Annotated in this window: 17 protein-coding genes; 3 read left to right on the forward strand and 14 right to left on the reverse strand. The window is 70.8% G+C overall.

The window, feature by feature from the left end:
- Positions 1 to 210: 210 nt before the first annotated feature.
- The gene (locus tag ACYVIP_RS31945; RefSeq protein WP_460403130.1) at positions 211 to 5673 is read left to right on the forward strand and encodes an ATP-binding protein; all 5463 of its coding nucleotides are present in this window, start codon (positions 211 to 213) and stop codon (positions 5671 to 5673) included.
- A 97-nt stretch (positions 5674 to 5770) separates the two neighbouring features.
- Here ACYVIP_RS31945 and ACYVIP_RS31950 read toward each other — a convergent pair whose 3' ends face one another.
- The 6 genes from ACYVIP_RS31950 to ACYVIP_RS31975 form a co-directional block, all read right to left on the reverse strand.
- Complete coding sequence (locus ACYVIP_RS31950; RefSeq protein WP_460403236.1) at positions 5771 to 7513, reverse strand: gamma-glutamyltransferase family protein; 1743 nt, start codon at positions 7511 to 7513, stop codon at positions 5771 to 5773.
- A gap of 50 nt (positions 7514 to 7563) precedes the next feature.
- Positions 7564 to 9078, reverse strand: coding sequence for a tripartite tricarboxylate transporter permease (locus ACYVIP_RS31955; protein ID WP_460403132.1), 1515 nt, complete (start codon positions 9076 to 9078; stop codon positions 7564 to 7566).
- A 4-nt stretch (positions 9079 to 9082) separates the two neighbouring features.
- Positions 9083 to 9577, reverse strand: a complete 495-nt coding sequence (locus tag ACYVIP_RS31960; protein WP_460403134.1) for a tripartite tricarboxylate transporter TctB family protein — start codon at positions 9575 to 9577, stop codon at positions 9083 to 9085.
- Between the two features lie 4 nt (positions 9578 to 9581).
- Positions 9582 to 10502, reverse strand: coding sequence for a Bug family tripartite tricarboxylate transporter substrate binding protein (locus tag ACYVIP_RS31965; protein ID WP_460403136.1), 921 nt, complete (start codon positions 10500 to 10502; stop codon positions 9582 to 9584).
- 97 nt (positions 10503 to 10599) lie between these two features.
- Positions 10600 to 12342, reverse strand: coding sequence for a gamma-glutamyltransferase family protein (locus ACYVIP_RS31970; protein ID WP_460403138.1), 1743 nt, complete (start codon positions 12340 to 12342; stop codon positions 10600 to 10602).
- On the reverse strand, positions 12339 to 13496 hold the full coding sequence (locus ACYVIP_RS31975) for an NAD(P)/FAD-dependent oxidoreductase (protein WP_460403140.1): 1158 nt from the start codon (positions 13494 to 13496) through the stop codon (positions 12339 to 12341). The genes ACYVIP_RS31970 and ACYVIP_RS31975 overlap by 4 nt, the downstream gene beginning before the upstream one ends.
- A 43-nt stretch (positions 13497 to 13539) precedes the next feature.
- Here ACYVIP_RS31975 and ACYVIP_RS31980 point away from each other — a divergent pair, with 43 nt between their 5' ends.
- Positions 13540 to 14442, forward strand: a complete 903-nt coding sequence (locus ACYVIP_RS31980) for a MurR/RpiR family transcriptional regulator (RefSeq protein ID WP_460403142.1) — start codon at positions 13540 to 13542, stop codon at positions 14440 to 14442.
- A 5-nt stretch (positions 14443 to 14447) separates the two neighbouring features.
- Here the strand turns inward: ACYVIP_RS31980 and ACYVIP_RS31985 are convergent, their stop codons facing one another.
- The 6 genes from ACYVIP_RS31985 to ACYVIP_RS32010 form a co-directional block, all read right to left on the reverse strand.
- A complete protein-coding gene (locus ACYVIP_RS31985; RefSeq protein WP_460403144.1) occupies positions 14448 to 15791 on the reverse strand; it encodes a hypothetical protein in 1344 nt (447 codons plus the stop codon).
- A gap of 71 nt (positions 15792 to 15862) precedes the next feature.
- Entirely contained in the window at positions 15863 to 16876 is a 1014-nt protein-coding gene (locus ACYVIP_RS31990) for a methyltransferase (RefSeq protein ID WP_460403146.1), read from the reverse strand.
- Between the two features lie 8 nt (positions 16877 to 16884).
- A complete protein-coding gene (locus ACYVIP_RS31995; RefSeq protein WP_460403148.1) occupies positions 16885 to 17670 on the reverse strand; it encodes a MerR family transcriptional regulator in 786 nt (261 codons plus the stop codon).
- 14 nt (positions 17671 to 17684) lie between these two features.
- On the reverse strand, positions 17685 to 18446 hold the full coding sequence (locus ACYVIP_RS32000) for an ABC transporter permease (RefSeq protein ID WP_460403150.1): 762 nt from the start codon (positions 18444 to 18446) through the stop codon (positions 17685 to 17687).
- Positions 18443 to 19237: an ABC transporter ATP-binding protein gene (locus ACYVIP_RS32005; RefSeq protein ID WP_460403152.1), complete on the reverse strand. Its 795-nt coding sequence runs from the start codon at positions 19235 to 19237 to the stop codon at positions 18443 to 18445. The genes ACYVIP_RS32000 and ACYVIP_RS32005 overlap by 4 nt, the downstream gene beginning before the upstream one ends.
- A 191-nt stretch (positions 19238 to 19428) precedes the next feature.
- Positions 19429 to 19728: a hypothetical protein gene (locus ACYVIP_RS32010; RefSeq protein WP_460403154.1), complete on the reverse strand. Its 300-nt coding sequence runs from the start codon at positions 19726 to 19728 to the stop codon at positions 19429 to 19431.
- On the opposite strand from ACYVIP_RS32010, the gene ACYVIP_RS32015 reads away from it, so the two are divergent.
- Positions 19693 to 21885, forward strand: coding sequence for an NACHT domain-containing protein (locus ACYVIP_RS32015; RefSeq protein ID WP_460403156.1), 2193 nt, complete (start codon positions 19693 to 19695; stop codon positions 21883 to 21885). The genes ACYVIP_RS32010 and ACYVIP_RS32015 overlap by 36 nt on opposite strands.
- 8 nt (positions 21886 to 21893) lie before the next feature.
- Here ACYVIP_RS32015 and ACYVIP_RS32020 read toward each other — a convergent pair whose 3' ends face one another.
- Positions 21894 to 22496 carry a DUF4406 domain-containing protein gene (locus tag ACYVIP_RS32020; RefSeq protein ID WP_460403158.1) on the reverse strand — a complete coding sequence of 201 codons (603 nt, stop codon included), beginning with the start codon at positions 22494 to 22496 and terminating at the stop codon, positions 21894 to 21896.
- A gap of 52 nt (positions 22497 to 22548) precedes the next feature.
- Entirely contained in the window at positions 22549 to 23856 is a 1308-nt protein-coding gene (locus ACYVIP_RS32025) for a coproporphyrinogen-III oxidase family protein (protein WP_460403160.1), read from the reverse strand.
- Positions 23857 to 23889 lie beyond the last annotated feature (33 nt).

The following is a 23889-nucleotide window of genomic DNA, read 5'->3' on the forward strand; positions in this document are numbered from 1 at the left end:
GACACTCGGTGAGCCGGCTCTTGTTCTGGCTGAAGACTGGCTGGTTACCACTCGCGGTCCAGTGGATTTGGTCGGTTCCTACAACCAGAGCCGCGTACTCTGCGGTGTTGGCGACATGGCGCAACTCGCCGATAGCCGGAAGTGTGCTCACTGCCGGAGCGGCCATGTCGTTGCGGTGTTCCCCGTCGTCTACCAGAAGGGGCTCGGTCGGTGTTCGGTCGTGTCGCCATCGTCAACCGTGGTGAAGCCGCATCGCGGCTCATCCATGCCGTCCGAGAGATCGCCGCGGAGACCGGGGCGCGGATCGAGACCGTCGCCCTGCACACCGACGTCGACCGCACCGCGACCTTCGTCCGCGAGGCCGACGTCGCCTACGACCTCGGTCCCGCCTCCGCGCGCCCCTACCTCGACCTGAAGGTGCTGGAGCAGGCGCTGGTGGAGACCAGGGCCGACGCCGCGTGGGTCGGCTGGGGCTTCGTGGCCGAGGACCCCGCCTTCGCCGAACTGTGCGAGAAGGTGGGCGTCACCTTCGTCGGCCCGTCCGCCGACGCCATGCGCAAGCTCGGCGACAAGATCGGCGCGAAGCTGATCGCCGAGGAGGTCGGCGTGCCGGTCGCGCCGTGGAGCCGGGGCGCGGTCGAGACGCTCGAGGCCGCGACGCTGGCCGCGGCCGAGATCGGCTACCCGCTGATGCTCAAGGCCACCGCCGGCGGTGGCGGTCGCGGCATCCGGGTGATCACCAGCGAGGCCGAGCTCGCCGACGCCTACGAGCGCACCAGCCAGGAGGCCGCGCGCGCCTTCGGCAGCGGGGTGGTGTTCCTGGAGCGCCTGGTCACCGGCGCCCGGCACGTCGAGGTCCAGGTGATCGCCGACGGCGCGGGCACCGCGTGGGCACTGGGCGTGCGCGACTGCTCGATCCAGCGGCGCAACCAGAAGGTCATCGAGGAGTCCGCCTCACCGGTGCTCAGCCAGGCACAGGCCGCCGAGCTCAAGGCGTCGGCCGAGCGGCTGGCGCTGGCGGTCGGCTACCGGGGCGCGGCGACCGTCGAGTTCCTCTACCACCCCGGCGACCAGGTGTTCGCCTTCCTCGAGGTCAACACCCGGCTGCAGGTCGAGCACCCGATCACCGAGTCCACCACCGGGTTCGACCTGGTCAAGGCCCAGCTGCGGGTGGCGGCCGGCGAGCGGCTGGAGGGCACGCCGCCGGCTGAGCGCGGGCACGCCATCGAGGCCAGGCTCAACGCCGAGGACCCCGACCGCGACTTCGCACCATCCCCCGGCCGGATCGCGCTGCTCGACCTGCCGGCCGGGCCGGGCATCCGGGTGGACACCGGCGTCAGCGAGGGCGACACCATCCCCGCCGACTTCGACTCGATGATCGCGAAGATCATCGCCTACGGCCGCGACCGCGACGAGGCCCTCGGCCGGCTGCGCCGGGCGATGGCCGAGACCAGGGTGCTCATCGAGGGCGGCGCGACCAACAAGAGCTTCGTGCTCGACCTGCTCGACCAGCCGGAGGTGATCGACGCCAGCGCGGACACCGGCTGGATCGACCGCGTCCGCGGCGAGGGCAGGCTGGTCTCCCACCGGCACTCGGCCGTCGCGCTCGCGGCGGCGGCCATCGACGCCTACGAGGAGGAGGAGCGCGGGGAGCGGCAGCGGTTGCTGTCGACCGCGTTCGGTGGGCGCCCCCAGGTGCAGCACGAGAGCGGCCAGCCGCTGGACCTCAAGCTGCGCGGCGCCGCGTACCGCGTACGGGTCGCGCGGGTCGGCGCGCACCGCTTCCGCGTCGGCCTCGAAGCCGGCGAGGACAGCCGCACCGCCGACGTCGAGCTCGACCGGGTCGACCGGCACACCGGGCAGATCGTGGTCAACGGCACCCGGTTCCGGCTGCTCACCGGCACCCACGGGCCGATCCACCTGGTCGAGGTGAACGGGGTGACCCACCGGGTCAGCCGGGACGAGGGTGGCGTCGTGCGCTCACCCGCGCCCGCGCTGGTGGTCGCCACCCCGCTGGCGGTCGGCGCCGAGGTCGACGCCGGCGCGCCGGTGCTGGTGCTGGAGAGCATGAAGATGGAGACGGTGCTGCGCGCGCCGTTCCGGGCGCGGCTCAAGGAATGCGTGGTGGCCGTCGGCAGCCAGGTGGAGACCGGCGCGCCGCTGCTGCGACTGGAACCGCTGGCCGACGACGAGGACACCGAGGACACCGCGACCGAGTCCGCCGTCGAGCTGGACCTGCCGGCCGCGCCGAGCGCCGCCCCGGCCCCGGAGCGGGCCGCGCGCGGCCTCGAGGACCTGCGCAGCCTGCTGCTCGGCTTCGACGTCGACCCGCACGACGAGCGCCGGGTGCTCGACGACTACCTCGCCGCGCGCGAGGTGGCCGCCGGGGACGGTCACCGGCCGCTGGCCGAGGAGCTCGAACTGGTCGAGGTGTTCGCCAACCTCACCGAGCTGAGCCGCAACCGGCCGCTTGGCGGCGACGGGGACGGCACCGGGCACGTGCACAGCGCCCGCGAGCACTTCCACACCTACCTGCAGAGCCTCGACGTCGAACGGGCCGTGCTGCCGGAGTCCTTCCGCGCGCGGCTGGCCACCGCGCTCGGGCGCTACGGGGTGACCGAGCTGGACCGCTCCCCCGAGCTCGAGGCCGCGGTGTTCCGGATCTTCCTCGCCCAGCAGCGCGCGGCCGTGGACGCCGGCGTGGTGGCCACGTTGCTGCGCGCGTGGCTGCGGGAGCCGCCGCCGGACGACGCGCTGCGCGAGCCGGTCGGGCTCGCGCTCGAGCAGCTGGTGGCCGCGACCCAGGTCCGCTTCCCGGTGGTCGCCGACCTCGCCCGCGGGGTCGTGTTCGCCTGGTTCGGCCAGCCGCTGCTGCGCCGCAACCGCGCCCGGGTCTACGCCAACGTCCGCAAGCACCTGCGCCACCTGGACGCGCACCCGGACGCGCCGGACCGCGCCGAGCGAGTGGCCGAGATGGTGGCCAGCACCGAGCCGCTGGTGCGGCTGCTGGGCCAGCGCCTCGGCCGGGGCGCGCTGGACAACGTGGTCATGCTGGAGGTGCTGACCAGGCGGTACTACGGCAACAAGGGCCTGACCGCCATCCGCACCCACGACATCGCCGACTGCACGTTCGTGGTCGCCGAGCGGGCAGGCTCGTCCCTGGCCACCACCGCGGTCGGCTTCGACGCGCTCGACAGCGCGCTGCGCGGCCTGGCCGACCTGGCCCGTGGCGAGAACATCACCGACGCCGACATCTACCTCGCCTGGGAGAACCAGCCGGAGGACTCCGACGCGATGGCCTCGGCGCTGCACGCGGTCATCGGCGCGCACCCGCTGCCAAGCCAGGTCCGCAGGCTCACCGCCACGGTGGCCGGCAGCGGCGGCGCGGTGATGCACGACCACTTCACCTTCCGCCCGACGACCGCCGGGATGACCGAGGAGCGGCTCATCCGCGGCCTGCACCCCTACATCGCCCAGCGGATGCAGCTGGAGCGGCTGAGCAAGTTCGACCTCACCCGGCTGCCGTCCTCGGACGAGGAGGTCTACCTGTTCCAGTGCGTGGCCAGGGAGAACCCGGCCGACGACCGGCTGGTCGCGTTCGCGCAGGTGCGGGACCTGACCGAGCTGCGCGAGCAGGACGGGCGGCTGGTCGCGTTGCCGACCGCGGAGGACACCCTGGCCACCTGTCTGGACTCCATCCGCCGCGCGCAGGCGCGCCGGCCGTCGAAGAAACGCCTCACCACCAACCGGATCGTCATCTACGTCTGGCCGCCGAGCGACATCACCCGCGCGGAGCTGGCGATGATCGCCGACCGCGTGCTGCCGACGGCCGCGGGTGCCGGCCTGGAGGAGATCCTGTTCATCGCCCGCCAGCGCGACCCGGCGACCGGTGAGCTGACCAAGACCTCCGTGCGGGTCTCGTTCGACGCCACCGGCGGCGCCGAGCTGACCATCGGCGACCTGACGGCCGACCAGGTGGAGCCGGTCGACGACTACCGGCAGAAGGTGCTGCGGGCCAGCAGCCGCAACACCGTCTACCCCTACGAGCTGACCGGCATGCTCGGCGACTTCGTCGAGTACGACCTCGACGACGAGCACGTCCTGGTCCCGGTCGACCGGCCGAAGGGCCGCAACACCGCGGCCATCGTGGCCGGTGTGGTCACCACGCCGACCACCCGGCACCCGCAGGGCGTCACCCGGGTGGTGCTGCTCGGCGACCCGACGATGGCGCTGGGCGCGCTGTCCGAGCCGGAGTGCCGCCGGGTGATCGCCGGGCTGGACCTGGCGGAGCGGCTGCGGGTGCCGCTGGAGTGGTACTCGCTGTCGGCGGGCGCCCGGATCTCCATGGACTCCGGCACGGAGAACATGGACTGGGTGGCCGCGGCGCTCAAGCGGATCGTCAAGTTCACCCAGGACGGCGGCGAGATCAACATCGTGGTCGCCGGCATCAACGTCGGCGCCCAGCCGTACTGGAACGCCGAGGCCACGATGCTCATGCACACCAGGGGAATCCTGGTGATGACGCCGGACTCGGCGATGGTGCTCACCGGCAAGCAGTCGCTGGACTTCTCCGGTGGCGTCTCGGCCGAGGACAACTTCGGCATCGGCGGCTACGACCGGGTGATGGGCCCCAACGGCCAGGCGCAGTACTGGGCGCCGAACCTGCCGGCCGCGCGCAACGTGCTGATGTCCTACTACGACCACACCTATGTCGCCCCTGGCGAGCAGGCGCCGCGGCGGGCGACCACCGCCGACCCGGTCGACCGCGACGTCTCCGACTTCCCGCACTCGCTGGAGGGCAGCGACTTCACCACCGTCGGGCAGATCTTCTCCGCGCAGGCCAACCCCGACCGCAAGAAGCCGTTCGACATCAGGACGGTGATGCGCGCGCTGGCCGACCAGGACCACGAGGTGCTCGAGCGCTGGGCCGGCATGGCCGACGCGGAGACCGCCGTGGTCGCCGACGTGCACCTGGGCGGAATCCCGGTGTGCCTGCTCGGCATCGAGTCGCGCGGGGTGGCCAGGCGTGGGTTCCCGCCCACCGACGGCCCGGACACCTACACCGCCGGCACGCTGTTCCCCCGCTCGTCGAAGAAGGCGGCGCGGGCGATCAACGCGGCCAGCGGCAACCGGCCGCTGGTGGTGCTGGCGAACCTGTCGGGGTTCGACGGCTCCCCGGAGTCGATGCGCGCGCTGCAGCTGGAGTATGGCGCGGAGATCGGCAGGGCGATCGTCAACTTCCGTGGTCCCATCGTGTTCTGCGTGATCTCGCGGTACCACGGCGGCGCGTTCGTGGTGTTCTCCAAGGCGCTGAACCCGAACATGACCGTGCTCGCGCTGGACGGCTCGTTCGCCTCGGTGCTGGGCGGCGCTCCCGCCGCGGCGGTGGTGTTCTCCGGCGACGTGAACGCGCGTACCGCGGCCGATGCCCGGGTGCGGGGCATGGAGGCCAGGGCCAGGGCCGCCGCCGGGGCCGACCGGGCCGCGCTGACCGCGGAGCTCGACGAGCTGCGCGGATCGGTCCGCGCGGAGAAGCTCGGCGAGGTGGCCACCGAGTTCGACCGGGTGCACGACATCCGGCGGGCGGTCGAGGTCGGCTCGGTCGACGAGGTCATCCGGGCGGCGGAACTGCGTCCAAAGATCATCGAGGCCATCGAGTCCCGCCTGGCCTGAGACGGACAAAGCCCTGAATGGGGCATTCGGGACGCTCAACGTCCCCAATGCCCCATTCAGGGCATGACCAGGCGAGTGGGCCGATGGTGCGGCTGCCTCAGCGGCCTACCGCGTAGCCCTGCATGCCGCGGGGGTTCGCCGCCGCTGACAGCAGGCCGGTCTCCGGGTCGCGGGCGACCGCGCAGAGTCTGCCCTCCGACCACGGCTGGCCGACCGTCACGTCGTGTCCTCGGCGGCGCAGCTCGGCGATGGTCCGTTCCCCGAGCCGGCTCTCGACGGTCAGGCCGGCCGGGCGCATGGCGCGGGGGTAGAACGAGCCGGTGAAGCTGTCGGTGTGCCAGTTCGGCGCGTCGATCGCCCCCTGCAGGTCGGGCTGCCCGCGCACCGGCTGCCTGCTGGCCACCGCGAGGAAGAAGTGCAGGCCCCACTGGTCCTGCTGGTCCCCGCCTGGCGTGCCGAACGCCATCACCGGCTCGCCGCCGCGCAGCGCGAGCGACGGGGTCAGCGTGGTCCTCGGCCGCCTGCCCGGGGTCAGCGAGTTGGGCAGGCCCGGCTGGAGCCAGGCCATCTGCAGGCGGGTGCCGAGGGGGAAGCCGAGCGCGGGGATCACCGGGTTGGAGTGCAGCCACCCGCCGCTGGGGGTGGCGGCGACCAGGTTGCCGTGCCGGTCGACCACGTCCAGATGGCAGGTGTCGCCCCGGGTGGCGCCGGTGTCCAGCACGGTCGGCTCGCCCGCGCCGGCGGCTACCGGGAGGTCGGCGGCGGTGCCGAGGGCGTAGTCGCTCAGCCGGGGCTCGCGGCCTCCCGGGCTGCCGGGGCGCATCTCGGTGGCCGCGCGCTCGCCGACCAGCAGCCGGCGGGCGGCGTTGTAGTCCGTCGACAACAGCTCCGCCAGCGGCACCTCGGCGGCGTCGCCGTACCAGGCCTCCCGGTCGGCCATCGCCAGCTTGGTGCCCTCGACCAGCGTGTGCACGTAGTCCGCGCCGCCCGGCTCGGGCAGTGTGTCGGGCAGCAGCGCCAGTTGCTGGAGGAACACCGGGCCCTGGGACCACGGCCCGGCCTTGCACACCGTCCAGCCGTGCCAGTCGTGGCTGACCGGCGGTTCGTAGGTGGCCGTGTAGGCGGCCAGGTCGTCGCCGGTCAGCGTGCCGGCGTGCCGGCGGCCGGAGGTGTCGCGCACCTCCCGGCCGGCGAAGGCGACCAGCTCCTCGGCGATGAACCCCTCCCGCCACGCCCGCCGGGCGGCCTCGATCTGGGCCTCCCGGTCGGCTCCGGCGGCCTCGGCCTCGGCGATCAGCCGCCGCCAGGTGGCCGCGAGCGCCGGGTTGCGCAGCAGCGATCCCGGCGCGGGCGACCGGCCGCCCGGCAGGTAGACCGCCGCCGAGGTCGGCCACTCGGTCTCGAACAGCGCGCGCACGGTCTCGACCGTCTCGCCGATCCGCTCGACGGCCGGATGCCCGTGCTCGGCGTAGCCGATGGCGTAGGCCAGCACGTCGGCGACCCGGCGGGTGCCGTGGTCGCGCAGCAACAGCATCCACGCGTCGAACGCGCCGGGCACGGCCGCGGCCAGCGGCCCGGTGCCCGGCACGAGGTCCAGGCCGAGCGCGCGGTAGTGCCCGATGGTCGCGCCGGCCGGCGCCGGCCCCTGTCCACACAGGACGGTCGGATGGCCGCCCGCCGGAGCGAGCATCATCGGCACCTCGCCAGCGGGGCCGTTCAGGTGCGGTTCCACCACGTGCAGCACGAACCCGGCGGCCACTGCGGCGTCGAAGGCGTTGCCGCCGTCCTCGAGCACCGCCATCGCGGTGCTCGAGGCCAGCCAGTGGGTGGACGAGACCATGCCGAAGGTGCCCTGCAGTGTCGGCCTGGTGGTGAAGGACACGGTGCTCCTCAACTGGTCGGCGCGCTCGCCGCGCGGTGTCTGGCGCGGCGACGCATCCGGTGGATCGGCACGAGCACGACGACGACCAGCATCGCAGCGTAGATGACCGGTGCGATCGGTCCGCTGACGAAGTAGCCGAGGTCACCCTGGGACAGGAACAGCCCTTCCCGCAGGTGTTTCTCGATGAGCGGGCCGAGGATCAGCCCGAGGATGAGTGGGGTGAGGTTGAACGCCAGCTTGCGCAGGAAGTAGCCGACGATGCCGGCCACCACCAGCGCGTAGGCGCCGAGCATGCTGTTGGTCGCGCTGAACGCGCCGACCGTGGCGACCAGCAGGATGGCCACCGCCAGCACGTACAGCGGGATGCGCAGCATGCTGACCCACACGCCGATCAGCGGGATGTTCAGTACCAGCAACATGATGTTGCCGATGTACATCGAGGCGATCACGCCCCAGAAGATGTCCGGATGCTGGTCGACGAGCAGCGGGCCTGGCTGGATGCCCTGGATCATCAGTGCCGACAGGATCAGCGCGAGGGTCGCCGAGAACGGCAGGCCGAGGGAGAGCACGGGCACCATGCCCGAGGTGGCCGCCGCGTTGTTGGCCGCCTCGGGGCCGGCGACCCCCTCGATCGCGCCGTGGCCCAACTCCTTGCGGTACTTGGACAGTTTCTGCTCCGCCCGGTAGGAGGCGAAGCTGGACATGGCCGCGGACGGGCCGGGCAGCAGGCCGAACAGGAAGCCGATGACCGACCCGCGCCCCCACGGCGCCCACGACCGGCGCCACTCCTCGCGCGAGGGCACCATGTCCCGGACCCGCACCCGCGACACCGTCGGCGCCTTGCCCCGGTCCTCCAGCAGCGAGAAGACCTCGGCGATGCCGTAGAGGCCGATGGCGATCGCGACCACCGGCAGGCCGGAGGCGAGGTCGAGGGAGCCGAAGGTGAACCGGTAGACCGAGGTGACCTGCTCCTGGCCGACGGTGCCGACGGCCAGGCCGATCGCCAGCGGGAACAGGCTGCTCAGCAGGCTGCCGCCGGAGATCCTGGACAGCATCACCAGCCCGCACACCATGACCGCGAAGAACTCCGCCGGGCCGAAGTCCAGGCCGATCCCGGCCAGGGTCGGCGTGAACGCGGCAACCAGCGTGATCGACACGGTCGCCGCGATCAGCGAGCCGACGGCCATGATGAACAGCGTCGGGCCGGCGCGGCCCTTCTTGGTGAGCTGGTAGCCGTCGATGGTGGTGACCACCGACGCGGTCTCCCCCGGCACGTTCAGCAGGACCGATGTGGTCGAGCCGCCGTACATGCCGCCGTAGTAGATGCCGGCGATCATGATCACCGCGGCGGCGGGGTTGAGCGTGTAGGTGAAGGGCAGGATCAGCGCGGCGCCGGCCACCGGGCCAAGGCCGGGGATGACGCCGATCATCGTGCCGATGAGTACTCCGATGAACGCGGCGAACAGGTTCTCCGGGGTGATCGCCACCTCGAACCCGTAGGCCAGGCCTTCCAGGGCGTCCATCGGCCTACACCCCCGTCAACGACGGGAAGGACACCTCGAGCAGCACCACGAACACCAGGTAGACCGCAACCCCGAGGCCACAGCCGTAGAGCAGCGCGCGCGGCCAGGACCCGGCACCGAGGGTACGCAGCGTGACGACCGCGAAGGCCGATCCGCTCAGCAGCAGACCGAGCACCGGCAGCAGCGCGAGCAGCACCACCAGCGCGGCCAGCACGATCAGCATCTGCCGCAGCTCGCTGCCGCGCGGCAGCGACAGCGTGGTGTCCGCGCCCCGCATGCGCAGCGCCTCCACCCCGGTCGCCACGCTGATCACCGCGAACGCGACGCCGACGGCGACCGGGAACAGCCCGGCACCCGGGCGGCTCTCGGTGCCCAACGGCAGCAGCAGCGCCTGCCACAGGTACCCGACGGCGAGCACCAGCCCGACGCAGGCCGCGATCAACCTGCCTCGCCACAGGGGAAGCGGCACACCCTTCTGGTCCACAGTGGACTCGGTCACCGGCCTATCCCTCGACGAGCTCGGCGAAGGCGTCGGTGTCGGCCTTGAGCTTGCCGGCGAACTCCTCGGCGTCGGTCGGCACGTAGACGTAGCCGTTCTGGTCGAGGAACTCCTGGAACTCGTCGCTGTCGACCACCGCCCGGTGGGCGGCCAGCAGCGTGTCCCGCGCCTTGGCCGGCAGGCCCTTCGGCGCGATGATGCCGGAGCGGTCCGGCAGCAGCCGCACGTCGAAGCCGGCGTCCACGATCGACTCCGACGGCAGGAAGGTGTAGTCCTCGTCGGTGAACACCACGAGCAGGCGCAGATCCTCGGACTGCACCAGACCGGCCAGGCCGGCCGGGTTGACCGCGACCGCGTCCGCGCGGCCGCCGAGTACCGCGGTGATCGCCTCCGAGCCGCCGCCGGAGAACGGGACGGTGGTGAACTCGGCTCCGGAGACCCTGGCGAACTCCTGCAGTTGCAGGTCCTTGACGTTGCCGGCGCCGCCGACCGCGATCGTGCGCTTGCCCGGCTCGTCGCGCATGGCGTCGACGAACGCCGCGAAGTCGGCCCACGGCGCGTCCGCCTTCACCGCGACCGCCGTCGGCTCGTCGCCGAATCCGCCGATGCTCTGGTAGTCCTCTGTGGACGAATAGGACAGGTCCTTGTTGCGGTGCACCTGTAACGCCAGCGGCGAGCTGTGCCCGTAGCCGATCGTGTAGCCGTCCGCGGGGGCGGTGACCACGGCGTTGGTGCCGATGGTGCCCGAGCCGCCCTCGCGGTTCTCCACCACGATCGAGGTGTCGAGTTCCTTGCCCAGTTGGCGCGCGTACTGCCGGGCGACCGGGTCGCCGGAGCCGCCAGCGCTGTAGGGCACGATCAGTTTCACTGGTTTGGCCGGATAGTCCCCGGAGCCGCCCGCCGTGCCGCACGCGCTGAGCACCATGGCCATCCCTACCGCCGCTGTCCTGAGTAGCCGACCTGTCCTTTCGGTACGCATCATGGTTCGCCTTCCTTGTGTTCGGTGCGGGGTGGCGCTCGCGCTACCACCCCAACGCGTAGGCGACTCGACGTGGATCGGCCGCGCCGAAGTACCGTCGACCGTCCACTTCGGCCCGAATGGCGCTGACCGAGCCGGCGACCCCGGTCAGCTCCGGCCAGCGCTCCACCCGGTGACCCCGCTCGGTGAGCCCCCGCGCGACCGCAGCACCCGCGCGACCCTCCAGCCGGACCAGGCCGGCGTGGTAGGGGTGCGGGTCGTGGGTGCCGGGAAAGCTGTAGGTGGCCGCGCGGGGCGTCTCGACCGCGGCCTGCGGATCGAGCCCGTGGTCGAGGTGGCCGACGAGGAACTGCACCATCGCCTGGGGTTGGACGTCCGCGCCCGGCGTGCCGTAGGGCAGGACGAACTCGCCCGGTTTGACGACCATGCCCGGGTTCGGGGTGAGCCGGGGCCGTTTGCCCGGCCGGATGCTGGCCGGATGGCTCTGGTCGATCCAGGACTGCACGCCCCGGCTGGAGATGATGCTGCCAAGGCCGGGCACGATCGGTGTGCCGGTGACACCGTCGCTCGGGGTGGCGGAGAACGCGTTGCCCGCACTGTCCACAACGCACAGATAGCTGGTGTCCGGTTGCGCCGGCCCGCCGACCGGGGTCGGGAACCGCCAGCCGCTCGGGGCCGGTTCGGTCGCGGCGGCGAAGGCCCACGCGTCTCCTGGCGCTGGCATGCCGGGATTCGCCGTGGCCAGGTCGATGCCGGCCCGGCGGGTGGCCGCGTAGTCCTTGGACAGCAGGCCGTCGATCGGCACCGGGACGAACCTGGGGTCGCCGTAGTACCGGTCCCGATCGGCGAACGCGGCCTTCAGCGACTCGAGAATCACGTGGTAGTAGTCGGTTCCGCCCAGCGGCAGCGCGCCGAGGTCGTAGCCTTCGAGGATGTTGAGCGTCTGCAACACGACCGGCCCCTGGCACCACGGGCCGCAGCCGTAAACCCGCGCGCCCCGGTAGTCGACCGACAGCGCCTCCTCGACCTCCGGCTCGAACCCGGCGAGGTCGGCGGCGGCCAGCCAACCGCCGTTGTCCTGGGAGAAGCGGACCATCGCGGCGGCCAGATCGCCGCGGTAGAACCGGTCCCGCGCGGCCGCGATGCCCGCGACCCGATCGGTGCCGGTGGCGTCCGCGTCGGCCAGTTTGGACAGGGTGGCGGCCAGGTCGGTCTGCACGCAGCGCGCGCCGACCGGCAGCGGGTCGCCGTGCGCGTCGAGGAAGATCGCGGCATTGCCCGGCCAGCTCCGCAGGTTGGCCACCGCGCCCGGCGCGGACATCGTGTCGTACATGACCGAGTGCACCGCGAACCCGTTGGCCGCCAACTCGATCGCCGGTTCGGCGACCGCACGGAAGGACATCGTGCCGAAGCGCTCCAGCGCGGTCAGCCAGGCGCCGATCGCCGCCGGGACGACCGTGCGCGGCACGCCGACCGGGATGTGCCCGGTGGCGGCGAAGAAGTCCGGGTCGGTCGCCCTCGGCCAGCCGCCGAGCCCGCTCACCGTGCTGACCCGCCCGGTGTCCACCTGGTACACACAGATCGGCGCGACCCCGCCGATGTTGGTCAGGTCCGGCTGGAGCACGTTGAGGCACAGTCCGGCGGCAACGCCCGCGTCGACCGCGTTGCCGCCGGCGTCCAGGATCCGGGTCGCGGCAAGGGAAGCGAGATAGTGTCCGGTCGAGACCATGTAGTGCGAGCCCATGATGACCGGGCGGCTGGTGCGCGGCACCCACTTGTCGCTCATTGCTGTCCCGGCTTTCGTGGGGTTCGGGGTGGGGGGATCTCGGCGGCGCCGGCGAACCTGGCCAACCGGAAGTCGGCGAACAGCGCCAGCTCACCGCCGAGTACCTCGGTGGCCACGCCCTGGCCGAGCACCGGCGCGAGGGTGACCCCGCTGTGGGTGGCCACGACGTAGAGCCACGGGGCGTCCGGGTGCCGGTCGACGATGGTGCGCCCGTCGGCCGGCATGGCGCGCTGCCCGACGACCAGCCGGCTGATCACCGCCGACCCGGTGTTGCGCAGCAGCGCCCGCGCCCTGGTCAGCAACTCGACGGCGACCGGCGAGGCCGGGGTCTGGTCGGCAGCTGGCTGGGCGGTCGCGTCCAGGTCGAGTGCCTGGAGTTGCAGCCGGCCGCCGCCCGCCGGCCGGACGTTGAGCCACGGGCTGGTGACCAGCCGCGTCAGCTCGACCGGCACCGGCTCGGTCTCGGCGAGAAAGCCGACGGTGACGTCGCCCGGCTCGCGGAAGCCCAGTACCGGCACGTGCAGGCCGGCCGTAGCGGCGAGGTCGGCACTCCAGCGGCCCACGCAGGACACCACGGTGTCGGCGGTGAGCACGGTGCCGTCCTCGAGGGTGACCGCGCAGCCGGTCGCGGTGGCGGCCAGGCCGGTCACGCCGGTGCGGGTGCGCAGCCGCACGCCGGCATCCCGTGCCTGGTGCAGCAGGTGCGCGAGGTAGGTCAGCGGGTAGCAGTGCCCTTCCTGGCTGAAGTAGGCGATGGTGTCGCAGGAGTCCGGTATCTTCACGTCCGGCAGCAGCTCACGGGCACGTTTCGGCGTGATCTCCTCGACGGGGTAACCACGGTGTGCCAACCGGTCCAACCGCGCCCGCAGGTCGGCGCGGTGGAGGTCGTCCATGGCGAACTCGACGTGCCCGTTGCCGACGAACCAGTCGGCGCCGTCGCCGGCCAGTGCGCGGTGTGCGCGCAGCCCGGCGAGGTTGAGCTCGTAGTAGCTTCGCGGCTCCTTGCCGTTGGCGTTCACCCAGGCGTAGGAGGTCGACGACGTCCCCGCGCCCGGCACGTCGCGCTCCACCACGGTCACCGTGGCCCCGCGGCGAGCGAGCTCCGCGGCGACCGACACCCCCACCACTCCGGCACCGATGACTACGACATCCATGGGCTGAGAGTAAGATTCACTACATGAAGGAGTCAATGACGTAGTGAAAACTTCAGATTACGTGGCGGACCCGGACACGCCCCTCCACCAGCGGGTCACCGCGCTCTCGGCGGGCCTGTCGGTCAGCGAACGCCGGGTCGCCGAGTTCATGGCCAACCATCCCGAGGTGGTCGTGTCCTGCTCGGCGATCGAGCTGGGCGCGCGCACCGGCACCAGCGACGCGACCGTCGTGCGCACGACCAAGGCGCTGGGCTATCGCGGGCTGCGCGAGCTCAAACGCAGCCTGCTGCGGGTGTTCACCCGCCAGCGCGACCTGGCGGCGACCATGGACGGCCGGCTGGAGCGGGTGGCCGGCGACCAGCTCGTCGGGGTCATCGACGACTCGGTGGACCTGCTCGGCCATCTGCGGGACACCGTCGACCCGGCGGCGTGGCGGCGGGCCGTGGACGCGTTGCGGGCGGCGAACTCGGTGATGGTGTACGGCATCGGGCCGGCGGCGTGCGTGGCCGGCTACCTGAGCCTGTCGCTGACCAGGATCGGGCTGGCGGCCCGCGAGGTGACCACCACCGGTTTCCGGCTGGCCGACGAGCTGACCACGCTGCGCGCGGGCGACGTGGTGGTGGTGTTCGCGCCGCTGCGGGAGTTCCGGGAGATCTCGGTACTGGTCGACTACGCCGGCGAGGTGGGCGCCTCGGTGGTCCTGGTGACCGAAAGCCTTGGCATGTCACTGGAATCGCGGGTGCACGCGGTGCTGTCGACACCGCAGTCCACCACCGGGGCCGCGAGCGAGGTCACCGCCGCGCTGGTGCTCGCGCACGCGCTGACGATGACCCTCGCCGCGGCCACCAGGGACAACGCGGTGCAGGCGCTGGAGTTGGTCAACCAGCTGCGGGCGGCCATCGTGGGCACCGAGCTGGACATGGCGACCCTGCCCCCGCCGGACTGAGCGGCCTACTTCCTGGCCATCGCGGTGAGCATCGCGACCAGGTCGGCGAGCACCACGTCCTCCGGGAGATGGCTCAGCCCGTCGGACACCACCAGGGTGTTGCTGGCCTCGACGTACACATAGGACCGGCCGTTGAGCAGGAAGCCCGCGTAGAAGAAGTTGCCGCAGTACATCGTGTAGCCGGTGTCAGCGAACGGCAACCGGTACAGCGGGCACGTCTTCTCGTCCTTCTCGGCGTAGCCAAGTGCGAAGCGAAGGTCCTCGCCCAACTTCTCCTCCGGCCGCGCGTTGCCCTCCGGCGGAAAGTCCTTGACCACGACCAGGATGTTCCGCTCGATGTTGCCCTCCACCGAGTCGCGCCAGTCGTTGTTCACCGGGTCGAACTTGCAGCTCTGCCCGCTCCCGGTCCTCTTGACCTTCCACGACGCGGCCAGGGTGGTGACCGCGTCGCAGGCGCTCTGCTGGGACAGGTCGTCCGGAAAGGACAGTTCGGCGGTGCCGGCCAGCGCGGGGCTGTCCACCTGTTCGAGCGTGGTGATCTGCCGAGGACCCGGTTCGCCGGCACCGTTCAACGTGGCCAGGACGTCGGCGACCTCGCGGTAGGTGACCTCCTCGGCGAGCGGCTCTCGCTTCGGGGTCGTGGCCAGGGCGTCGGCGACCACCACGGTGCCCCCCACCATGATCCGCATCATGAGCTCACCGGAGCGGAAGAACGCCTCGGTGCTGGTGGTCTGCTTGTTCTCCCGATGGGAGACAAACCCGGCGTCGCCGACGGGGAACCGTTCGACCTTGCTCGCCGAGTACGCGCGCGCGTTCTCCGTGGCATCGGTCTGTACCTGCTCCTGGAACTTCGCGTACCGGTCCGCGACGTTGTCCTGCCAGACGTTGATCTCCAGCAGGATGTCGTTGGAGCCGTCCGTCAACAGGGACGCTCCCGGGGTGACGAACCGGCAGTACTGGCCGCCACCACCCCGCTTGCCGCTGACCAGCAGATAACCCCGAGGAGTCAGCTTCTCGACCAGGGCGGCACACATCGCCTGCGGCCCGTCGGCGACACGCAACGCCGTCAGGTCGGGGAAGGGCGTCTCGGCCAGGTCCGGGTTCGCCGGCAGATCCGCGCTCGGATCACCGTCCGACCCGCCGCTCTGCCAGACCCACACGCCGACACCGCCACCGACCACGAGGACCAGTACCACCACCACCAGCGTGACGATCAACCCGGTCCGCTTCTTCTTCGGCTGCCAGTCCGCCGGTCCGCCGGGAACCGGTCCGTACTGCGGATACCCCACCGGTTGTTGGCCGGGATGTGCCGGTCCGTTCCACCCAGGATTCGGATAACGATCGGACACAGCGGCTACTCCCCTGACAGATTGCGGGTTCCGCGGCCGGAGACAGGTCGGCACGGCGGTCGAGCGCCACTCTAGGAAGGTGTCGTCGCGGCTGGTGTCAGGTCAACACCCGACACCCGAAACTCCAGTGCCGTCCGCCCGTCGGCGACCGGGCCCCAGTCGCGCAGTACCAGCCCGCTGCCGGCGGCCAGGTCGGACAACTCGTCGACCGTGCGTTCCCGGCCGCCGAAGCACATCAACATGAACAGGTCCATCGCCGTCCCGACGCCCTGCTCCCGCACCGGCTCGATGACCACCACGGTGCCATCCGGTGCGGCGGCCCGACCACAGCCGGCCAGGATCCGGCCGGCGTGCTCGTCGTCCCAGTCGTGCAGGATGTCCGAGAGCAGATAGGCGTCGGCGCCGGTGGGCAGCGGGTCGAAGAAGCTGCCGGTCACCGTGCCGGCCCGATCGCGCAGCCCGGCGGCCACGAACCTGTTGGTGGCGGCGGTGGTCGTCGGCGCGAGGTCCAGGACTCGGCCGCGTAGCACGGGATGGGCCAGCAGGATCGCGGTGAGCACGGTCCCGTCTCCCCCGCCGACGTCGAGGATCTCGGGGAAGCGGCCCCAGTCGAAGCGCTCGGCGATCTGTGGCGCCTGCACCCGGAACCGCCAGTTCATCTGGTCGTCGAACGAACGCCGCAGTTCCGGTCTGGCGTCCAGGTCCGCCCAGAAGTCGGCCCCGTACCGGGACGGGTAGGCGGGCGCGCCGGTCATGATGGTGCCGAGCAGTTCCACGAACGCCAGGTCGGCCCGGCCGCCAGCGCTGGTGATGTCGAGGAAGCGCTTGACCCCGTCCGCTCCCATCTGCGCCCCGAGCTCGGTTGGCCGGTAGCGGCCCTCCTGGTCGAGGTCGAAGGCGCCGATCGTCACCAGGTGATCGAGCAGGCGGCGCAACGGTTGTTCGGCGGCGCCGGTGTCGGCGGCCAGTCGCGTCGCGGTCGCGCCCGTGGTGCCGGCGTGCTCCACCAGGCTGAGCGTCGCGGCGACCCGGATGGCCATCGGGGTGGCCAGATCGGCCATGGCCCAGATCGACGGCGTGCCCATCACTCCCCCTACCGTTGGTGGGCGTCGAGTCTGTCAGCGGGCACCCGCTCGATGCGCGTCCAGCCCTGCCAGCCCCGCTCCGCCAGGATCGCCAGGATCCGCCGCGCGCCCGGGGAGGACTCGACCATCGCGGCGTCCAGCAGGGCGACGAACCGGTCGTCGAAGCCGACCTCACCGGTCGCGCCTGCCCGCACCGCGCGAATCGCCAGGCGCTCCAGGATGTCGGCGATCTCGACGAGCCGCTGGTCGTCGAGCGACCAGTCGAGCGCCCCGCTGACCAGGCGGTAGAGCGACACCATGTCGGGGTCGGCCAGCTCCTCGTGCTTCTGGGCGATCACCGCGTCGATCACGTGCGGCACCTGGGCGGCGATCAGGATCCAGCTGTCCCGTTCCAGCTCGATGTACCACTCCGCGACACCGAGACCACGCAGCCGGTCGAGGTAGCCGACGACGCTGCGCGGCAGCGCGAGGTGCTCGCCTGCGGCGAGCCGGGCGAGCCGTTCGCGGGTGTCCCGCAGCCGCCGGATCTCGGCGCGCAGATGCTTGTCGATCTCCTGGACGCCGGCGGCGAACTCCTCCTGGCCGGCATCGAGCAGTTCCTGCACCCTGGCCAACGGCACACCGCCGTCGGCCAGGGTGCGGATCCGGATCAGGCGCACCACCGCGGCGGCGTCGTAGCTCCGATACCCGGACTGGTCGCGCGCGGGCTCCGGCAGCAGCCCGATCTGGTGGTAGTGGCGCACCGCCCGCACCGTCACCCCGGCGTAGGCCGCCAACTGGCTGATGGTGAGCATGAGTCCAGACTGCCTCAGGTAATCCGGCGGCGGTAGGCGGCCAACGCGAACCCGTAGGCCACCACCAGAATGCCGACACACCAGGCGAGCGCGGTCCCGATGTCGTCGCCGACCGGCCGCTGCGCGAACAGGTCGCGGATCGTGTTGACGATCGAGGTGACCGGCTGGTGCTCGGCGAACCAGCGCACCGGACCGGGCATGGTCCCCGTCGGCACGAACGCCGAACTGAGGAACGGCAGGAAGATGAGCGGGTAGGCGAACGCGCCCGCGCCCTCCACCGATGACGCGGACAGCCCGGGGATCACCGCGATCCACGTCAGCGCCAGGGTGAACAGCACCAGGATGCCGGCGACCGCGAGCCAGGCCAGCACGCCCGCACCCGAGCGGAACCCCAGCAGCAGCGCGACCCCCACCACGAGCACCAGCGAGATCAGGTTGGCCACCAACGAGGTCAGCACGTGTGCCCACAACAGACCCGACCGGGCGATCGGCATGGACTGGAATCGCTCGAAGATCCCGCTCTTCATGTCCATGAACAGCCGGAAGGCGGTGTAGGAAATACCGGAGGCGATCGTGATGAGCAGGATTCCGGGCAGCAGGTAGTCGATGTACCGGCCGGTACCGGTGTCGATCGCGCCGCCGAACACATAGACGAACATCAGCATCATGGCGATCGGCGTGAGCACGGTCGTGATGATGGTGTCCATACTGCGGGTGACATGACGCAGGGTTCGTCCGGTGAGCGCACGGGTGTCCGTGAGGAAATACGTGGTCATTGTTTCTGTTCCTGGTTGTTCGGGCCGGTGACGGCGAGAAAGATCTCCGCCAGCGTCGGCTTTTTCTCGACGTACTCGGCTTTGGTGGGCGGCAGGAGTCGGGTGAGTTCGGCGAGGGTGCCGTTCGCGATGATCCGGCCCTGGTGCAGGATCGCGATCCGGTCGGCGAGCTGTTCGGCCTCGTCCAGATACTGCGTGGTGAGCAGCACCGTCGTGCCGGAGCCCGCGAGTGCCCTGACCGTCTGCCACACCTCGATCCGCGCCTCCGGGTCGAGCCCGGCGGTCGGCTCGTCCAGAAAGACCACCGGCGAGTTCCCGACGAGACTCATCGCGATGTCCAGGCGACGGCGCATCCCACCGGAGTAGGTCGACACCCTGCGGGCGGCCGCGTCGGTCAGCGAGAACCGGGCGAGCAGCCCGTCGGCGACCGCGCCCGGTTGCCCGAGGTGGCGCAACCTGGCGACGAGCTCGAGGTTCTCCCGCCCGCTGAGGACCTCGTCGACCGCGGCGAACTGCCCGGTCAGGCTGATGGACTCGCGCACCCGCGCCGAATGCGTGCCGACGTCGAACCCGTTGACGACGGCCGTGCCCGCGTCGGTTCTCAACAGCGTGGCGAGGATCCGCACGGTCGTGGTCTTGCCCGACCCGTTGGCGCCGAGCAGCGCGAAGACGCTGCCCCGCGCCACGTCGAAGTCCACGCCGCGCAGCACGTCGAGCTTCCCGTACGCCTTCGTCAACCCTCGCACGCGAATCGCCGGACCGAGGTCGCCGGCGATCTTCTCTCCGGGCATGATCTGTTTCCTCCTCTGGGGAGCTGTTCGACAAGCTCCTGCCAGAAGGGTGGCGGGTTGACCCAGCGTCAAGGTCAAGCCGGTCCCGACCACCAAATCTGGGACCTTTCTCGAATTGTTCTCGGATTCTCTGCCAGGATTAGCAGTCAGCGGCGGATACGGGCCCGAACACAGCGGCCAGGTGGAGCGAGTCAGTGACCCGGCAAGGACGTCAACCAGGCCGGTCGAGGCCGGCCGTACATCGCACCGTTCTCGTCGTCGATGTCGAGCGTTTCGGCGCGTTTCACCGAACCAACCCCCATCGGCTGGCAATCCGCCAAGGCCTCTATCACGCACTTCGTCACACGCTGACCGAGGTCGGCATCACCTGGCGGGACTGCCATGTCGAGGACCGGGGCGACGGCGTCCTCATCCTGGTTCCCGCGGAGGTCAACAAAAGCGTCCTCGTCGAGCGGGTGCCAGCCGCACTCGCCGCGGCGATTCTCGAGCACAACGACACCCACCTTCCCGGGGAGAGCTTCCGGCTGCGGATGGCCGTACACGCCGGCGAAGTGCATCACGACGACTACGGCGTGGTCGCCGAGGCGGTGAACCTCGCGTTCCGGCTGCTCGACTCCCGGGAGCTGAAGGACGTGCTCACCGACTCGACCGGAGTGCTCGCCCTCATCACCTCGGACTGGTTCTACCGCGAGGTGGTCCGACACTGCCTGGACGGCGATCCCACGGCGTATCACCGAGTTCGGGTCATGGAGAAGGAGACCGACACCACCGCCTGGATCCATGTCCCCGGCGACCGGAGTCACCACGACCACGCGCCGACGGTGGCGGACAACGAACTCTGGGCGGTGTCGGACCGGTCCACCCGCAGGCTCGGTGCCCGCCGCACGGCGTATCCCCTCGACCTCAGCATCGCCGAGTTGCACGAGCGCGGGGTCTACGTCCCGGCCACGTTCTCCGATCTCACCGGCGATACCAGATCCGCCGACGTCGACTTCCTCACCGCCAGACTCGAGGGCAACCGTTCGGTGTTGATTCTCGGCGAGCCCGGCAGCGGCAAGAGCGTCGCCGCGTACGCGCTGCTGGCACAACTCCGACGACGGACTCCGGCCGTCGCCGCACGGGTGTCGGAGTTGCGTACCGCGCTCGACCCGGCCACCGCCGGGACAGCGCTGGCAACGGCCCTACGCCGACCCAGCACCGACGCCGGGCAGGAGCCGGTGCTGGTGATCGACGGGCTGGACGAGACGATCAGTGGGTTCGCCACTGTGGCGGACCTCGCCGACCTTCTCGGCCGGCTCGGTGAGCGGTTCTCGATGGTGGTCACCTGCCGACGACGTGAGTTCGAGGATCTGCTCGCGCATTCCATCGACAGCAGCACCTTCGACTCCATCTACACGATCGACACCTGGACGCTGGACCATCAGTTCACCGAGTTCGTCTCTCGGCTGGTGTCCAGCGGGTTGCTCGAGTCCGCCGAACTGCTGGCCGGCATCCGCGATTCCCCCGGCCTGGCACGGATGATCGAACGCCCGCTCTACGCCAGGATGCTCACCTTTCTCGGCCAGGACGGGCTGGCCCCGGTCACCAACGTGTGCTCGCTCTACGCCGAGTACATCGACAAGCTCGCCACGGCCAGTGACGGCTCACTGGCGGCGGCCGGCTGCCGGCTGCCGATCCGCTCGCTCGACCTGTGGATCGGTGCCGCCTGGCAGATCTTCTCCCGGCGCATGCTGAGTGAGGACCGGTTCGACTTCGACGCCGTGACCACCGTCCCCGACAACGCGGACGCCGACCAGCTCCGATGCCGGTCCAGAGCGTTGAGCCAGATCTGTGACCAGTGGCGCGCCGGCGGCCGGGTGTACGGCCGGTTCGTGCACTACTCGTTCTTCGAGTACCTGGTGAGCCGCCATTACATGGGCAAGCTCAAAGCGGCGCTGTCCGCCGGCCCGGACGCGCTCACCGACAGCCTGAGCCTCGATCTGTCTCCCGAGATCCGACATTTTCTGGTCGACGAACTCCGGGAGAACTCGGTGTTCGGGCTCGCCGGGGTCATGGAGGACGCCTACCTGCGCCTGCGTACCTCGACACCGCGTTCGCCGCGAGCGCGCACGGCGGGGAATCTCGTCGCCTACCTGCTGTCCCGCGCGGTGGCGGACGGGCGGGCCGCACTGCGCCGCCTGCTCGACGGCGAGACGGACGTGTTCCTGCAGCAGTCGCTCCTCTGGGGGCTGTGCCACCTCGGCGACAACGACGCGCTGACGCGGTTCGTGCGGGAGACCCGCTCCTCCGCGCGCTGGCGGGCCTGGAACCGAGGCTATGTCATGTACTACTACGGGGACATCGACCGGAGCGCGGAACCGCCTTACGTCGACTCGGATCCGGAACGGAGCTGGGGTCGCACCCGCGAGCGGTCGATCGCCATGATGTCCTCCGCCGGGTACCGGGACACGGTGGCCGCGCAGCGCCGTTATCTGGACCTCTACCTTCTCTATGACTACGCGATCTGGCGAGGTCAGGTTCTCACCGGAATCGACGCACAGGTCGCGGGAAGCGCCCTGGCCGACCTGTGGCGCGAACCGGGGATAGCCGGCAGCCTGTTGCAGGAACTTCAGGCCTCGCACGCGATCGTGTGCCGGCCGGCCCCCTGACTCGCCCGTCAGCCGGCTGGGGACAACGACATCGGCTCGGGCAGCAGTTCCCGCACGATGCCAGCCGGCACGCCGGCGTCGACGAGCGCGGGGGTGACGTCCATCAGCTCGCGGATCGAGTCCGGACCGAGCGGGTCGCCGCCGCCGTCGGTCACCCGCAGGCTCAGGTGCATGGCCAGTACCGCCTCGATTCGGGCGCCCCGGCTGTACTGCCAGCCGTCGGCCAGCACCAGGTGACCGACGTGGGCCCGGATGATCCGCTCGCACAACGAGTCGTAGTCGGGTTGGGTGAGACCCTCGAGCTCGAACTCGGCCGGGTTGATGACACTGCGATCCGCATACCGCTGACGGACCGAGGAGACCGCCGCCGACGCCGCGGTCCGGTTGGGTTCGAGAACCCGCTGTTTCCACCGCTCGCCGTGCTCGCGCCGCAACCGGTCGCGGTCGAACGTCGACAGCTCGATCATCAGGTCGAGCTCACGACGGCCCGAGCTGACCGCGCAGGCGACATAGACCGCGTCCCGCAGGCGAATCGCCTCGAACGCCTGCAATGCCGCGAGCACCGGCAGCTCACGCTCGCCGCGGCGGCTGGTTGACAGCGAGTGGCTCACTGGTCGGACTCCCTCAACTACGAGCGATGGCTGTCGTACCCTTGCATGAGTTCTACTCGTCGTAGTCGAAGCCGGCGACTCGGGTACGCACCTCCTCGCTGAACAACGACTGTGCGATGAGGTCCCGGTACTTCAACCCGGTCGAGGTCAGGGCTATCCGGTCGGGTCCGATCGTGCAGAGTCCCAACGAGGACAACGCCGCGAACTCGTCGGCGAAGGCGGCCATCGGGTCGGCGCCGATCAGGTCCGTGTACCGGGCGCGGTCGAGGGACACCAGGTTCAGCATCACCGCCTTGCGCGCACGCTCGGGCGCGGTCATCAGGTATCCGTCCGTCACCGGCGATCGGTTCTCGCTCACGCGGGCGAGGTAGCCGCGCAGCGGGCGCGCGCGAGAGCGCACGGAGTACCCGTTGCGCAGGTCGACCTCCCACAGGTAGCTGCGCGCGCCGGCGCCGAGGCCGAGGATGTTCTGCAGCGCCCAGTGGTTGACCTTCTGCAGGTAGCCGCCGCCGTCCCGCACCCAGCGCACGTGGTTCTCCTGGCGATAACCGGCCGCCTGGAGGATGTCGTTGGCCATGTCGTAGCGCCGGTAGAGGGTCGCGCCATCGACCGAGACGTAGCCGCGGCGCTGGTAGCCCGTGTGCGGCCGCAGGGTCAGCGAGTACGCGCACACCGTCGGTGGGCCGATCCTCGCCACCTGGCTCACCGACCGCCGCCAGTTGTCGTCGGTCTGTCCGTCGAGTCCGTAGATGAGGTCGACACAGACGTTGGCGAAGCCGACCGTCAGCGCCTGTTCGAGCAGCGCCAGCCCGGCGGTCTCCGGACGACGACGACCGATGCCGACCACCTCGTCGCGCACCATCGACTGGTATCCGAGGTTGATCCGATTGATGCCGGCCGATCGGATGTCGCGGAGCGTGCCGAGGTCCACGGTCGCCGGATCGACCTCGAGCGCGGTCTCCTGGGGAGGTTCGCCATCGACCGAGAACAGGTCCAGCAGCGCAGTCACCAGGCGTTCGAGCTGATCGGGGCGCAATATGGACGGCGTGCCACCGCCGAGGTACAGCGTGGGCACCTGTTTGCGGCCGACCAGTTCGGCGTAGCGCGCCGCCTCGCGCAGGACCGCGTCGACGTAGTCGTCGAACTCCTGGCCGGTCCCGCTTACCGCGTAGAGATTGCAGAAGCCGCAGATCTGTCGGCAGAAGGGCACGTGTACATAGAGGTTCAGCACCTCCGAGTGCCGCGACGAGGTCGTGACCAGTTCGTCGAGCCGGCTCGTGGTGGTCTGGTCGAACGGTCGATATGCCTGCCGCGGCGGGTACATGTACACGTAGTCGGCGTGCTCATGCTTATCGATCAACTCGGACAACACCGTCGTGGATGGCCGGTCGGC

Source organism: Actinophytocola sediminis, from assembly GCF_054779715.1.